The sequence below is a fragment of the Brevundimonas aveniformis DSM 17977 genome, assembly GCF_000428765.1.
Taxonomy (GTDB): Bacteria; Pseudomonadota; Alphaproteobacteria; order Caulobacterales; family Caulobacteraceae; genus Brevundimonas; species Brevundimonas aveniformis.
Genome location: NZ_AUAO01000002.1, coordinates 127,705 through 142,655, shown reverse-complemented (window position 1 = coordinate 142,655; position 14,951 = coordinate 127,705). Strand labels below are relative to the sequence as shown.

Sequence of the window (14,951 nt, the reverse complement as noted above, 5' to 3'; positions counted from 1 at the left end):
GCATTCGCCGCGAAAGCCGGACAGAAACGGCAAATGATCCCTGATGCCGACCTGATCTTCATGCGCCGCGCGCTCGACCTGGCGCAGCAGGCCGGGGCGGCCGGAGAGGTGCCGGTCGGGGCCGTTGTCGTCGATCCGGCCTCGGGCGAGATCGTCGCTGAGGGGGCGAACCAGCCGGTCGCCAGCCATGACCCTACTGCCCACGCCGAAATCGTCGCCCTGCGCCGGGCGGCTGAGAAGCAGGCGAACTATCGGCTGACCGGCCTGACCCTCTATGTGACGCTGGAACCCTGCGCGATGTGTGCCGGCGCGATCAGCCAGGCTCGGATCGGGCGGGTCGTCTGGGGCGCGGATGACGCCAAGGGGGGCGGCGTGATCCACGGCGCGCGGGTGTTCGATCAACCGACCTGTCACTGGCGTCCCGACGTGCTGGGCGGCGTTCTGGCCGACGAGGCCGCCGATCAACTCAAATCCTTCTTTCGGGCGCGGCGCAGCAAGGGAACGCCCGACCCCGCCGGACGTTGATCGCAGATGAAAACAGTCCCGCTTGTCCTGTCGCTCTTGATGCCGTTCGCCTTATTGGCCTGTGGAGGGGCCCCGCGCGACGAAATGCCCGAGACGGGGGCCGAAGCCCGTGACCGTGCGGTCGAAGCCGATGTCGCCCGTCAGCGCACCGGGGCCGAAATTCAGGACCGCATCTCGAACCGGATCGTGCGGGCGGAATACACCTGTATCAACGGAGAGCGGCTGTCGGTGGTGTTCGACAACCCGCGCGAAATGGCGACTGTGCGAATGCTCGATGGGACCGCGGTGGACCTGCGCCAGGCGCGGGCCGCGGACGGCATCTGGTACCGGTCCAGCCAATACGATCTGAGAGGGGTTGGACGGGATGCGACCTGGACCGCGCCGGAGCGCGATCCGACGACCTGTACCGCCCTCAGCTAGGCTCCTCGAAGGACCGCCCGAATATCCCCGACGGGCACGTCGCGCACGACCTCAGCATCGCCGATGCCTTGCGGGAGGATCAGGACGGGCACACCGCCTTCGGCCTTCTTGTCCCCGCCCATGCGCGCGAGCAGGGCATCGGCTTCGAACAGGCCCAGGGATTCGATCTCGGTCGGCAGGCCCGCCACCCCCATCAGGCGTTCGACACGGCGGACATCCTTGGGGCTGACGCGGCCCAGGCGCTCGGCCAGGCGATAGGCCAGCACACAGCCCAGGGCCACGGCCTCACCGTGTAGGACACTGTCGTCCTCGAAGCCGGCCTCAACCTCGATGGCATGGGCGAAGGTGTGGCCCAGGTTCAGCAGGGCGCGCCGCCCCTGTTCGGTCGGATCTTCGGCGACAATCCCGGCCTTGATCGCAACGGCACGGGCAATGGCGTCTTCGAGAGCCGCCGGCTCATGGCCGAGCACCGCCTCGACATGGCCTTCCAGCCAGGCAAAGAAATCGGCGTCGGCCAGCATCGCCGCCTTGAGAATTTCAGCGGCCCCCGCCCGCATCTGGCGGTCGGGCAGGGTTGCCAGCACATCCAGGTCCGCCAGGACGCGACGCGGGTGATGGAAGACACCGATGAGGTTCTTGCCGCGCGGGGCATCTACTGCGGTCTTGCCCCCCACCGAGGAATCGACCTGGGCCAGCAAGGTCGTCGGGGCCTGGATGACCGCAATGCCCCGCATGAACAGGGCGGACGCCAGGCCCGCCAGATCGCCGACAACGCCCCCGCCCAATGCCAGGACGGTAGAGCGGCGATCCAGGCCCAGGTCGAGCAGGCGATCCAGAAGGTCGGTCAGCGTCGCCATGGACTTGGATGCTTCTCCGGCCGGAACGGTCAGGAGGTCGGCTCGAATTCCCGCCTCGGTCAGTGATCGCAGGACGCCGGCTCCCTGCAGCTCGGCGACGGTCGCGTCCGATACCACCGCGATGCGCGGAGCCGCCAGATAGGGCGTGATCTGCGACGACGCCTGTGCCAGCAGGCCCCGCCCGATGACGACCTCATAGGGCGTGACGCCCGGCCCGCTGATGGAAAGCGCCTTCATGCGGCCGTCCTGACGTAATGATCTTGCACGGCGGCGATGACGGCCCTGACCGCGTCGCGATGCAGGCCGTCGCCTGTCATCACATGGACATCAGCCTGGGCATAGACGGGGTAGCGGACCTCTGCCAGCCCAGCCAGAATTTCCATCGGATCCTTGCCGCGCAGAAGTGGGCGGGTATCGCGTCGGGTCGCCCGCTCGGCCAGCACATCCAGTTCGGCCTGGAGCCAGACGGTCACGGTCCTGGCTTTGAGCAGCTTGCGCGTCCCGTCGTGCATGAAGGCCCCGCCCCCCGTCGCCAGGACCACAGGATCACCCTCGACGATCCGCTTGATGACGCGGTGCTCGCCGGCCCGAAACTCTGTTTCACCCATGTCGGCGAAGATGTCGGTCACCGACCGACCCGCCGCGGCCTCGATCTCGACATCAGCATCGACGAACGGCATCTTAAGCGCCGTCGCCACACGGCGGCCGACCGAGGATTTGCCTACTCCCATCAGCCCGACGAGGGCGATGGTGCGGCCCTTTATGTCAGGTGCGTCGACCATGCGTTCGATCAGCTATAGACGCCGTCAGGGCCGCTTCGCCAGCGGCGGATCGACATGAGCGCCCAGATCGAGGCTTTTCTCGAAATGATGGCCGTCGAGCGCGACGCTTCCCACAACACCTTGTCGGCCTATCGTCGCGATCTGGAGGATGCCGACCAGGCGATGGCGGACGGTCTGATCCGGGCCCAGGAGGCCGACATTGAGGGCTGGTATGCCGGCTTGTCGCGCCGGGGCCTGTCGCCCGCAACGACCGCACGCCGGCGCTCGGCGGTGCGGCAGTTCTTCCGCTTCGCCCTCCAGGAAGGCTGGCGTGCCGATGATCCCTCGCGACGGCTTGAAGCGCCACGGCGAGGACGCCCCCTGCCCAAGGTTCTGGATCGCGAACAGCTCGAGGCCCTGCTGACGGCGGCGGCGCATGGCGATCCCGGCGGAGCCGCGCGCCTGGTCTGTCTGATCGAGCTGACCTATGCGTCAGGCCTACGCGTATCGGAGGTCCTGGGCCTCAAGGCGGACGACGTCGCGCGTGACCCGGCCTATCTCATCGTGCGTGGCAAGGGGGGCAAGGAGCGGCTGGCCCCTTTGAACGAAGCGGCGCGGGGCGCAGTTCGACACTGGCTCGAAGGGCGGATGCCCAAGGATTCAATCTGGTTGTTTCCCTCGCGCGGCAAGTCGGGGCATTTGACACCGCGACGTTTCGATCAGCTGCTCAAGGCGGCGGCCCTCCGGGCCGGGCTGGATCCCGTCGGCATCAGCCCTCACGTCCTGCGCCATGCCTTCGCCACGCACCTCCTGGAAGGCGGTGCCGACCTGCGGGTTCTGCAAACGCTGCTCGGCCATGCCGACATCGCCACGACCCAGATCTACACCCATGTCGCCAATGAGCGGCTGACCGAGGTGGTTCAGACCCACCACCCCCTGTCCCGGCATCGCCGCGGCTCGTCCTAGTTCGCGGTCTGGCGAAGTCGGTCGACAGCGCGAACCAGGGCATTGGCGACCTGGGGTCGCAAGGTGCGCTCCTCGCGGATTGATTCGGAAAAGGTCGCTGCCCTCAGCAGCTCGGCTGCCTTCTTGGCTCCGACGGCGTCACGCGCGTAGTCGAGGGCCGCATCAATGGATGTGGTTGGATTGCTGGGCATCGTCGCTCCCCTTTCGGGGCGCGTGTCAGCCCCGAAGCACGGTCAAAAACACCCCCTGGATGGCCTCGATTGTATTGGCCAGGAGGTAGGCGGCGACCACAACCGTCAGCAGGATCACCGTCAGCCCCTTGGCCACCTGCGCCAGCCTTGGGTCCGCCAGAAACGCCGAAAGGCTCCGGTATGTCAGGGCCAACCCGATCGGAGGATCGCCGTCCTCGCCCGCAACAGGCGAAATCCAGGAGCCGGGTTCAATCCCCCCTGGGGGGGGACCCCCCAATTCTGGGGGGGCGCTGGCGGCCTCTTCGCGCAACAGCATGGCCGCCGCCTGCGCGCGCGTATCGGCCCCCAGCCGTTGGCAAACATCCTTCAGGCGACTGTCGATGGTGTAGGGCGAACGATCCAGGGCGCGCGCGATCTCTTTCGATGTCAGGCCGTCCGCTACCAGACGCAGAATCTGGCGGTCAATCTCCGCCAGACCGGCAACCGGCGAGCGGTTCGAAAGGTCGAATACAGCCGTCACGTCACGTCATCCCTGCGTGGGACTCTGACGCGGCACAACCCTGTCGGGCTACCCCCTCAGGGTTGAATTCCGGTTCTACAGCAACCTAACTCGACAGGCTGGCCGTCGTCAGGGCCACATCTTCCTCAAGAACCTCAGCCGCCTCTTCATTGAGGGCCTGACCCTCGCGGCGTGGCCTGACAATCGGTTCGGGCCGCGGCGTCGCCAGATTGCCGCGCATCAGGTGCCGCCCCGCCGCGATGTCACCACCGGCGGCCTGCAGATCAAAACGCTCCTCATCCCGACGCCGGACATCTGCGATCGTTTCGCTGGCCTCTTCATGGGTGAAGCCCAGATCGATCAGAACCTGGTGGCTGAAGGTCAGGGCGCTCTCCAGCGTATCGCGAAGCTGATACTCCACGCCGGCCTTGACCAGTCGCAAGGCATGGCCGCGATCGAAGGCGCGCACGAACAACTTGGTCAGCGGAAACTCGGACTTCACCAGTTCGACGATCTTGTCGGCCGCTTCCGGCTTGTCGATAGCCACAATGATCGTCTCGGCCTCGGCTGCACCCGAAGCCCGCAGCACGTCCAGTCGGGAGCCATCGCCGTAATAGACCTTGAAGCCGAAGGTGCCGGCCGCCTGCACCATTTCGACATCCAGATCGATGATCGAAATATCGACATCGCGCGCCAGCAGCGGTTGCGACACGACCTGACCGAAGCGTCCAAAGCCGATAATCAGAACCCGCTCTCGCAGATTGGCGGCCCGCTCGACCCCATCGGTGGCCTCGGGATCAATCTGATGTTGAGGCAAGAACCGCCGCGCGGCCAAGGTCGTCACCGGGGTCAGGGCCATCGACAGGATGACGATCGCCGTCGCCGCCGAGGAAATCTCACCGTCAAAAACGCCTGCCGCCAGGGCCGCGCCGTACAACACGAACGCGAACTCGCCGCCCTGGGCGAAGAGGACGGCTCGCTCGATCGCCTCATGCTCGCTGGACCGGAACATCCGGGCGACGGCATAGATGGCGACTGACTTCACCGCCATGAAGGCGATGACGCCGCCCACAATCCGAACCCAGTCCGCCGCCACGACATTCAGGTCCAGCGCCATGCCGACACTGAGGAAGAACAGGCCTAGCAGGATTGCACGGAACGGTTCGACATCGGCTTCGAGCTGGTGCCGGAAGCTCGATTCCGACAGCAGCACGCCCGCCAGGAAGGCCCCCATCGCCATGGACAGGCCGCCGGTATCCATCAGCCAGGCCGCCCCGACGACCACCAGAAGCGCCGCCGCCGTCATCACCTCGCGGCCCCCGAACCGCGCCAGGAAGCCAAAGACAGGGTTCATCAGATAGCGGCCCGCCAGGAACACCACCGCCAGCGCCCCAACCGCCAGACCGATCGTTTGCCACAGGGGCGGCGCAGCCTCGCTGGCCGTGCCGGTCGCCGCAGAGATGACGGCAACGACCGCGAGCAACGGCACAATGGCCAAGTCTTCCAGCAACAGAATTGACACGGCGCGCTGGCCCGCCGGCGTATTGATCTCGTTTCGCTCGTCCAGCATCTGCATGATCACGGCCGTCGAGGACAGGACAAAGCCCATCGCCACAATGAAGGCGACCTCGGCCCGCAGACCAGCCGCCATGCCGGTGACGGTCAGCAACAGACCCGCCGCCAGGACCTGGGCGGCCCCCAGGCCGAAGATGTCGCGCCGCATGGCCCACAAACGCCGTGGCCGCATCTCCAGTCCGATGATGAACAGGAAGATGACGACCCCGAACTCCGCGACGTGAAGGATCGTCTCTGGCTCTTCAAACAGGCCGAGCCCGAACGGCCCGATGGCCAGACCCGCCGCCAGATAGCCCAGCACCGAGCCGAGCTGGATCTTGCGAAAAACCGGCACAGCCACAACGCCCGCCGCCAACAGGGCCGCAATGTGACCCAGTCCCAATTCCGCCGTCGCGCCGTCGGCCATACATTCATCCCCACAGTCTTGCGTCTCGACCATATAGGAAGGAGCCGCATGTCGTCATCGGGCTTGGCGGACCCGACCTGTACCTCTAGCGTGGACGTCGACTGGGAGGACTATCTGACATGCGTAAATTCGCCCTGCTGGCCGCAACGGCCCTGATCGCCACAACGACGAGCATCACGCCTACCCTGGCCCAGACCTCGCCAGCGGCAGAGCAGTCCCAGGCCTCGGCCAATCTGGCCTCGATCATCGCCGACTATGAAAACTGGGCCGCCGAGCAGGATCCCTGGACGGCCGGGGCCGAGGGCAACCGGGACGCCCTCAGCCGTCTGCCCGATATCAGCCGCGAGGGCGAATTGGCGCGGCGCGCGCCGCTAACCCGGTTCCGAGATCGTCTGGCCACCATCAATCCCGACGCCTTGAGTGCCGATGAGCGGCTGAACCATACCCTGCTGTCCCGATCTGTGGGCCTGGACCTTGAACGGCTCGACCTCGATCAAAATCGCTTTGCCTTCAACTCTGAGGGCGGGCCGGAAGCCATGGCCGGCTATCTGGCGGGGGCAACCCGGATCGCCACCGCCGACGACGCCGAGGCCTGGTTGCTACGGCTGGGGGCCCTGGCCGGTTACTATGACGCGGCCCTCGCCAATGCCCGGAGAGGCATTGAAACCGGCATGGTCCAGCCCCGGATCATTGTCGACCGCGTCGTCACCTCGACCACCGCCGCCGCTGCCTTCACGCTTGAAAACGACCCGCTGATGCGGCCGATGGCGACGCGACCACCGAGCATATCGGAAGCGGCCTGGGCTGATCTCACCGGTCGTGCGCGGGGCATCATTGTCGAACAGATCGTGCCGGTCCGGCAACGTTGGGCGACCTTCATGACCGACGAGTATCTGCCGGCCTCGCCGGTGGAACCCGGGGCCATCGGCCTGGGGCAGCGTCCGGGCGGACGCGAGGCCTACGCCTTCTTCGCGCGCTGGTACACGACTACCGAAATGACCCCCGACGAGATCCATGCCCTAGGTCTGTCGGAGGTGGCGCGTATTCGCGCTCAGATGCAGGAGGAGATGGCCGCCGCCGGGTGGACCGGCTCTTTTGCCGACTTCCTGACCTACCTGCGCACCGATCCCCAATTCTATGTCACGACGCGCGACGAAATGATGATGCACGCGCGCGACATCGCCAAGCGGGCCGACGATCAGCTTCCGGCCCTGTTCAACACCCTGCCGCGCCTGCCCTACGGGGTGCGTCCGGTGCCCGAGGAGATCGAGGCCAACTACACCACGGGTCGCTACAATCCCGGCAGTTCGGTCAACGGCATCGCCGGGGCCTATATGGTCAACACCTCGGCCCTGGATCAGCGGGGGCTGTACGAGCTTCCGGCCCTGACCCTGCATGAGGCGGTGCCCGGCCACCATCTTCAGATCGCCCTGCAACAGGAGCTGGGGGATTTGCCCTGGTTCCGTCGCAACGGCGATGCCACGGCGTTCGTCGAGGGCTGGGGTCTGTACTCAGAGTTCCTCGGCTACGAGATGGGCATCTATCGCACGCCCTATGAGCGGTTTGGTCGGCTGTCCTACGAGATGTGGCGCGCCTGTCGTCTGGTGGCCGACACCGGCATCCACTGGATGGGCTGGAACATTGAACAGGCCCGCGCCTGTTTCCGCGACAACTCGGCCCTGTCGGAGCTGAATATCCAGACCGAGCTGGAACGCTATATCTCCTGGCCGGGGCAGGCCCTGGCCTACAAGATCGGCGAGCTGACCATCCTGCGGGCGCGACGTCGGGCCGAGGAAGCCCTGGGCGATGACTTCAATGTCCGTCGTTTCCACGATGCCGTGCTTCTGGGGGGACCCGTACCCATGAATGTTCTGGAACAGCGGATCGACGCCTGGATCGCCACCGAGAGGGAACGCGCCGAGTAGCTGCGGAGCCATTTTCCCCAAATTGTGCTAAGCCTGCTCAATAGGGGGACGTTCAGGAGGAGGCCGCACCATGCGTTGGCTCGTTCCCATTCTGGCTGCGTCCGCAACGGCTCTGGCCGTGCCCGCCGCCGCCCAATCTTACGGCTACGGCTATGGTCAACCTAGCTATGGCTACGGCTACGGGTCTGACTTCGACTATCGGCGCTGTTACAGCCGCGAGCGCGAGCAGGATTGCCGCGAACGTCTGCGCCGCGAGGCGGACCGGCATCAAGGCACGCCTTATCGACGCGACGACGGTAGCTATGACCGGTATGGCGACTACAACCGCTACGGCTATGGCTCCAGCGGCTATGGGCAGTACGGCTATGGCTATGACTATGGCCGCTATGGGCGTCAGCCCTACTATGATCCGCGGACCTACGGCTACAACGGTGGCTACTACGGCAACGGTTACGGCAACAATCGGGGCTATTACGGCAATGGCTACAGCGACGGATCGGCTCTGGCGTTGACGGTTCTCGGCATTGCTCTGGGCGTTCAGATTCTCGGTGCCCTGGATGACCGCGACTACTGGGATCGCCATCGCCACGACGACGGCTATCGTGACTGGTGCCGGCGCAACCATTCCAGCTTCGACTGGGGCTCAGGCACCTATCTGCACCAGGACGGCTATCGCCGGTACTGCCGCCGCAACTAGGATCTCAGTGGAAGTCGCGTGAGCCCGGCAGGATGCGCACATCGCGCGGATGTCGGGCTGACCCTCTGGAGCCGTGGGCGAACTCGTCCGCGCCCGAGAGCTGGATGGTCGGGTCATGGTCTTCGGACAGACGACGCAGTTCGGCTGAGCGATCGAACACCTGTCGCGTCATCACATGGACAACGCCTTCCTTGGAGCGTTCGATGACGCCGTCGATCTCCATCAGACGGGCCCCCATGACCTCGCGGCGATAGCGTTCGAACTGATCGGCCCACATGACGATGTTGGCCACGCCCGTCTCATCCTCGATCGTAACGAAGATGGCCTTGCCGTTGCCTGGCCTTTGACGAATCAGCACCACCCCCGCGACCCGCACGCGTCGATCCTTGGGCAGGGCGACGGCCTGGGCACAGCTCAGCACGCCTTCTGCCTCAAACACCGACCGGATGATCGACATCGGGTGTGCCTTCAGGCTGAGGCGGGTCGTTTGATAGTCCGCCGCGACGTGCTCGCCCAGCGGCATGACCGGCAGCCGGGCGTCCGCCTCCTCGCCCAGCTCGCGCGCCGCCGCCGCCTGGAACAGCGGCAAGGGATCGTCATCGGGAAGTCGTCGTACCGCCCACAGAGCCTCGCGCCGGTCCAGCCCCAGCGAGCGAAAGGCGTCCGCATCGGCCAGCTTTCTCAAGGCCGGAACCGTCAGCCCGCCCCGCCGCATTAGATCCTCCAGCGACCGATAGGGCCGGCCCCGCCCCGCCGTCAGCCCCTCGGCCCAGACCTGGCGAAAGCCGTCGATCTGGCGAAGGCCGAGGCGCAGGGCCAGTCGCCCTGGGTCACACATCTTGCCTGGTCCGTCACCCTCGGGCTTGTCCCGAGGGCCCATGGAACGATCAAACACAATGGGGGGGTATCCAGACGCAGCCCCATCGTCTGGTGGAGAATCCAGACACCCTGAAAGCGGACTAATGGGCCCTCGGGACAAGCCCGAGGGTGACGATGTTGTGGTGTCCTCCAGCGTGTTGTCCCAATGGCTGTGATTGACGTCGATCGGCCGGGCCTCGACCCCGTGCTCGACCGCGTCGCGCACGATCTGGGCCGGGGCGTAAAAGCCCATCGGCTGGCTGTTCAGCAGGGCTGCGGCGAACACCGCCGGGTGGTAATGTTTGATATAGCTGGAAATATAGACCAGCCGGGCAAAGCTGGCCGCGTGGCTTTCCGGGAATCCATAGGACCCGAAGCCCTTGATCTGTTCAAAGCACCGCTGGGCGAAGGCCGGATCATAGCCGCGGGCCACCATCCGCCCGACGAAGCGTTCCTCATAGGTGTGCAGCGTCCCGTCGCCGCGAAACGTGCCCATGGCCTTCCTCAGACCATTGGCCTCCTTGGAGGTGAACTCGGCCGCCACCATGGCCACCTTCATCGCCTGTTCCTGGAACAGCGGCACGCCCAGGGTCTTCTTCAGCACCTGTTCCAGCTCATCGGGCGGGCCGTGGTCGGGTGACGGCGACTGGTATTCGACCCGCTCGACCCCGTCGCGGCGGCGCAGATAGGGGTGGACCATGTCCCCCTGGATCGGGCCAGGCCGCACGATCGCCACCTGGATCACCAGGTCATAGAAGGTCCGGGGCCGCAGGCGCGGCAGCATGTTGATCTGGGCCCGGCTCTCGACCTGGAAGACGCCGAGCGAGTCGCCCTTGCACAGCATGTCATAGACCGCCGCATCCTCAGACGGCACGCTGGCCAGGTCGTGATCGGCGTCTCGTTCATGCGCGCGCATCAGGTCGAACGCCTTGCGGATACAGGTCAGCATCCCCAGCGCCAGGATGTCGACCTTCATCAGACCCAGGGCGTCGACGTCGTCCCGGTCCCATTCGATGAAGGTGCGGTCGGCCATGGCCGCATTGCCGATCGGGACCAGCTCATCGAGGCGCCCGCGCGTCAGGATGAAGCCGCCGACGTGCTGGCTGAGGTGCCGGGGAAAGCCCAGCACCCGCTGGGCCATGCCGACGGCCTGACGCACCATCGGATTGGTTGGGTCCAGCCCGGCCTGCAGCACGTCCCGGTCGGGAATGTCGGAGCCCCAGCTGCCCCACTGGCTGCCGGCCAGCCGGGCGGTCACATCCTCGGTCAGGCCCAGCACCTTGCCGACGTCGCGGATGGCGCTGCGTGGTCGATAGTGGATCACCGTCGCGGCGATGCCGGCCCGTTCGCGGCCATAGCGTTGATAGATGTGCTGGATGATCTCCTCGCGCCGCTCATGCTCGAAATCGACGTCGATATCGGGCGGCTCATTGCGATCCGCCGACATGAAACGCTCGAACAGCACATCATTGTGCGCCGGATCGACCGAGGTGATCCCCAGCACGAAACAGATCGCCGAATTGGCCGCCGAGCCGCGCCCCTGACACAGGATGCCCCGGTTCTCGGCCTCGCGCACAATATCGTGGATGGTCAGAAAATAGGGTGCCAGATTCCGCTCGCCGACATAGGCCAGCTCCTTGTCCAGCGTCGCGCGCACCTTGTCCGGCACGCCTTGCGGATAGCGCACATCGGCCCGTCGCCAGGTCAGCTCCGTCAGCCACGCCTGCGGCGTCCAGCCCGGGGGCACCGGCTCTTCGGGGTATTCGTATTTCAGATCGCCCAGATCAAAGCGCATGCGCGCCAGCATCTGGTCGCCCTGATCCAGGGCCTCCGGCGCGGCGCGGAACAGCCGCGCCATTTCCTGGGGCGCCTTCAGATGGCGTTCGGCATTGGCCTGAAGCCGACGGCCTGCCTGGTCGATGCGCACGCCCTCGCGGATGCAGGTCAGCACATCCTGCAGGTCGCGCTCGCTGGGCGAATGATAGAGCACATCATTGGTCGCGATCAGCGGCGCGCCGGTCGTCGCCGCCAGGCGCTCCAGCTTGATCAGCCGGCGTTGGTCGTCGCCACCGAACGGCGCCGTCGCCCCCAGCCAGGTCGCTCCCGGCGCTGCATCGACCACGCGCGACAGCGTCTCCTCCAGGCCCACGACCTGCGCCGGCGGCATGACGATCAGCAGCAGGCCCTCGGTGTCCGCCTCCAGATCGGCCAACTGCAACAGGCACTCGCCCTTGGCCCCCCTCAGATTGCCCTTGGTCAGCAACCGGCACAGCCGCCCCCAGCCGGCGCGCGTCTCGGGATAGACCAGGATGTCGGGCGTGCCGTCCGTGAACGCCAACCGCGTGCCCAGCCCCAGGCGAAAGCCCTGCGCGCGTCGCTGGATCTCGTCGCGCACCTCAGGGTCGTCCAGCGGATTGGGCGTATAGTCCACCTCGCCCGGCCCGCCGCCCCAGCGCACCCGGTCGGGCGGCGACAAGCCGTCTTCGCGCAAGCTCTTCAGCGTCACCCAGGCCCGCGCCGTGCCCGCCACGGTGTTGCGGTCGGCGATGCCCAGCCCCGACAGTCCCAACGCCACCGCCGTCAGCACCAGGTCGCGCGGTTTGGACGCCCCTCTCAGGAACGAGAAGTTCGAGGCCGCCGCCATCTCGGCATAGGCGGTCATGCAAACAGGCCGTGGATGAACCAGCGCGGCTGGGCGTCGTCGCCGTAGAGCCCCTGACGGAACAGCCAGAACCGTCGCCCGGCGGCGTCCTCGACCCGGTAATAGTCGCGCGTCGGCTCCGCGCGCCGCCACCACTCGGCGGCGATCCGCTCCGGCCCTTCGGCCCGCACCACCTCATGCTGCACCCGCCGCCAGCGAAACCGCCGGGGCGGACTGTCCGGCAACCCCGCCAGCGCCTCCACCGGCTGCGGCGGGTCGAACAGGTGCAGGGGGCGAAGAGGAATAGCCGTCTCCTCCCCATGACGAAGGAATGGGGAGGGGGACCGCGAAGCGGTGGAGGGGCCGGTCGCTGCAAGCGACCGGTGGGCGGTGGAGGGGCCAGCCGCTGAAAGACGCCGGTGCGACGGAGACAGTCCCCTCCGTCTCTCCGCTTCGCGTCGAGCCACCTCCCCATCGTGAAGACGATGGGGAGGAGACACATTCCCCGCCGACAACCGCACCGCCCGCTCGGGAATGTGCGTGTCGCGCGGCTCAAACCGCAGCACCGCCTCAGGCCCCAGCCGCGCGCTCAGCCGGTCGATCAGGCCGTCGAAATCGGCCGTCTTGTCCGGGCGTCTGTTCAGGTCGATCTGGGTCGCGTTCAGCGGCTCGGTCTGCACCACGCTCAGGCGCACCTGATCGAAGCCGAACCCCGCGTCCAGCGGCGTGGTCAGGGCCGCCAGCTTCTCCTTGAACAGCCGCAGCACCACCGGCCCCTCGCGTGTCGCCCGACCGGTCTGGACCGCCACGCGCCGCACCCGTCCGTCGACACGGAAGAAGGCCGCCTGAAAGATACGCCCGCCCTGCCCGGCCCGCTCCAGCCGCGCCCCCGCCTCGCCCATCAGGTCGGCCAGCACCCGCAGAACATCTTCGCCGGTCGAGATCGGCTCCATCAGCACCCGGTCGACCACGCAACGGTCAGGTGGCCGAAACGGCGTGATGCGGATGTCCTCCAGCCCCAGCACCCGGTCCACCCGCCAGGCCGCCGCCTTGCCGAACCGCGCCGCCAGCGCCGCGCGCGGACGGTCATCGACGGCGGCCACGGTCTTCAGCCCCGCGCGCCGGAGCGCCTGAAGATCCGCGTCAGGCAACTCCAGCGCCTCGACAGACAGCCGCCGCACGGCGGCTCGGTCCTGGCCCTCAGCAACGATCCCGCCGGGGCCGAACCGCACCAGGGCGCGCGCCGCCTGGGGCGTGCCGGCCAGCGCCGCGCGCGCATGAAGCCCGGCCGCCGCCGCCCGGTCCAGCGCCCGCGTCACCAGCCCGGCCTCCCCGCCGAACAGATGGGCGCAGCCGGTGACATCCAGCACCAGCCCGTCGGGGCCGTCCGCCGCCGCCATCGGCGTGAACCGCCCGAAGTCGATCAGCATCCGCCTGAGCAACGCCGCGTCGCCGTCCGGGTCCGCCGGCAAACAGACCAGATCCGGGACCCGCGCCCGCGCATCCGCCAGCGCCAGCCCCGCCGTCAGCCCCAGCCCCGCCGCCTCCGGCGACACAGCGGACAGGCGCAGGGCGTTCTTGATCCGATCGACCAGGGCGAAGGGCGGCGCAGACGTCTCCTCCCTGCCGCGTAGCGGTGGGGAGGGGGACCGCGAAGCGGTGGAGGGGCCGGCCGCCGCAGGCGACCGGTGGGCGGTGGACGGGTCGGCGGCTGAAAGACGCCGGTGCGACGGCGAAAGTCTCCCCCGGCTCGTCTGCGACGTGCCTGCCCCCCCATCGGCTTGCTGATGGGGGAGAGACAGATCACGCCGCCGTCGGTCGCTGGGCAACCATGGGAACCAGATCGCCAGATACCGCCGCGAGGTCGGCAAAACCGCGCTCATCACTACGCCACTCCATCATCCACTGGCCGGGGTTGGCCCCGGTCCTGTTCTTGTCCAGCCGCACCGTCAGGGCCGGACGTCCCGGCGCCCCGGCCTCCAGCGCCCGGGAGGGAGCCGAGGTGATCGTCCAGCGAGTTTCCGACGCCCCGGCCTGATCGACCGCCCCGCTCCTGACCAGGATCGCCGCCGTGCCGCTCTCGCGCGCCGCCAGGGCCAGCCGCCGCGTCGCCGTCAAGTTCAGGGCCTTGGGCGCGGCCCAGACGCTCATCACCACCGCCCCCAGCGCCCCGGATTTCAGCGCATCCTCACCAGCGGCCAGCAGGCCTGTGGCGTCACGGGTTCGCACCAACAGCATCCGCCCCGGATCCAGGCCCCAGTCCGCCAGCCCCTCGCCATACGGCAGGCCCGCCTCCGCCGTGGTCATGGTCTGGACGATCCAGGCGATGAAGCCCTCACCCGCCGCCCGCGCCGCCAGACCCAGGGCGAAACCGTCCGCCGTCGCCAGATCCGCCGCCGAGGCCGCCTGCACCTCGTGCAGGGCGCGCCGGTTCAGCCCGCCGAGACAGGCATCGGCGGATGTGTGGCCGAGATCGAACCGGCCCGCGTCGCTGGGCGCTCTCCCCTCCATCCGGGCCAGACGCCGTCGCAACGCCTCCAGCCTGAGCGGTGAGGTCGCCATGATTGTTCCCTATTTGTTCTCATAGGGACTCCGCCGCGCGCCGGAGTCAAGCGGTGCGAATCAGGCGA

Annotated in this window: 13 protein-coding genes; 5 read left to right on the top strand and 8 right to left on the bottom strand. The window is 67.4% G+C overall.

Annotation, left to right across the window (positions count from 1 at the left end):
* Window positions 1-60: 60 nt before the first annotated feature.
* Window positions 61-525 (top strand): tRNA adenosine(34) deaminase TadA, encoded by a 465-nt coding sequence (gene tadA, locus G391_RS0105940; protein WP_029086717.1) that lies wholly within the window; start codon window positions 61-63, stop codon window positions 523-525.
* A gap of 6 nt (window positions 526-531) precedes the next feature.
* The gene (locus G391_RS0105935; protein WP_029086716.1) at window positions 532-945 is read left to right on the top strand and encodes an MliC family protein; all 414 of its coding nucleotides are present in this window, start codon (window positions 532-534) and stop codon (window positions 943-945) included.
* On the opposite strand, the gene aroB is transcribed toward G391_RS0105935, so the two are convergent.
* The gene (aroB, locus tag G391_RS0105930; RefSeq protein WP_035303922.1) at window positions 942-2,039 is read right to left on the bottom strand and encodes a 3-dehydroquinate synthase; all 1,098 of its coding nucleotides are present in this window, start codon (window positions 2,037-2,039) and stop codon (window positions 942-944) included. The two genes, G391_RS0105935 and aroB, sit on opposite strands and share 4 nt — an antisense overlap.
* Window positions 2,036-2,584, bottom strand: coding sequence for a shikimate kinase (locus tag G391_RS13965; protein WP_035303920.1), 549 nt, complete (start codon window positions 2,582-2,584; stop codon window positions 2,036-2,038). Before G391_RS13965 ends, aroB begins: the two co-directional genes overlap by 4 nt.
* A gap of 54 nt (window positions 2,585-2,638) precedes the next feature.
* Between G391_RS13965 and G391_RS0105920 the strand changes: the two genes are divergently transcribed.
* Complete coding sequence (locus G391_RS0105920; protein ID WP_029086714.1) at window positions 2,639-3,529, top strand: site-specific tyrosine recombinase XerD; 891 nt, start codon at window positions 2,639-2,641, stop codon at window positions 3,527-3,529.
* Here the strand turns inward: G391_RS0105920 and G391_RS0105915 are convergent.
* From G391_RS0105915 to G391_RS0105905, 3 genes are all read right to left on the bottom strand, one after another.
* On the bottom strand, window positions 3,526-3,720 hold the full coding sequence (locus G391_RS0105915; RefSeq protein ID WP_029086713.1) for a hypothetical protein: 195 nt from the start codon (window positions 3,718-3,720) through the stop codon (window positions 3,526-3,528). The two genes, G391_RS0105920 and G391_RS0105915, sit on opposite strands and share 4 nt — an antisense overlap.
* A 25-nt stretch (window positions 3,721-3,745) precedes the next feature.
* A complete protein-coding gene (locus G391_RS0105910) occupies window positions 3,746-4,240 on the bottom strand; it encodes a helix-turn-helix domain-containing protein (protein WP_029086712.1) in 495 nt (164 codons plus the stop codon).
* A gap of 85 nt (window positions 4,241-4,325) precedes the next feature.
* The gene (locus tag G391_RS0105905; RefSeq protein ID WP_029086711.1) at window positions 4,326-6,200 is read right to left on the bottom strand and encodes a monovalent cation:proton antiporter-2 (CPA2) family protein; all 1,875 of its coding nucleotides are present in this window, start codon (window positions 6,198-6,200) and stop codon (window positions 4,326-4,328) included.
* A 119-nt stretch (window positions 6,201-6,319) separates the two neighbouring features.
* Here G391_RS0105905 and G391_RS0105900 point away from each other — a divergent pair, with 119 nt between their 5' ends.
* Window positions 6,320-8,125: a DUF885 domain-containing protein gene (locus G391_RS0105900; RefSeq protein WP_084169155.1), complete on the top strand. Its 1,806-nt coding sequence runs from the start codon at window positions 6,320-6,322 to the stop codon at window positions 8,123-8,125.
* A gap of 70 nt (window positions 8,126-8,195) precedes the next feature.
* Window positions 8,196-8,822: a hypothetical protein gene (locus G391_RS0105895; RefSeq protein WP_029086709.1), complete on the top strand. Its 627-nt coding sequence runs from the start codon at window positions 8,196-8,198 to the stop codon at window positions 8,820-8,822.
* A 4-nt stretch (window positions 8,823-8,826) separates the two neighbouring features.
* On the opposite strand, the gene G391_RS0105890 is transcribed toward G391_RS0105895, so the two are convergent.
* The 3 genes from G391_RS0105890 to G391_RS0105880 are packed head-to-tail and all read right to left on the bottom strand — an operon-like array spanning window position 8,827 to window position 14,883.
* Window positions 8,827-12,342 (bottom strand): error-prone DNA polymerase, encoded by a 3,516-nt coding sequence (locus G391_RS0105890; protein ID WP_029086708.1) that lies wholly within the window; start codon window positions 12,340-12,342, stop codon window positions 8,827-8,829.
* Complete coding sequence (locus G391_RS15935) at window positions 12,339-14,204, bottom strand: Y-family DNA polymerase (RefSeq protein WP_084169154.1); 1,866 nt, start codon at window positions 14,202-14,204, stop codon at window positions 12,339-12,341. Before G391_RS15935 ends, G391_RS0105890 begins: the two co-directional genes overlap by 4 nt.
* Window positions 14,125-14,883, bottom strand: a complete 759-nt coding sequence (locus G391_RS0105880; RefSeq protein WP_029086706.1) for an ImuA family protein — start codon at window positions 14,881-14,883, stop codon at window positions 14,125-14,127. The genes G391_RS15935 and G391_RS0105880 overlap by 80 nt, the downstream gene beginning before the upstream one ends.
* Window positions 14,884-14,951: the final 68 nt, after the last annotated feature.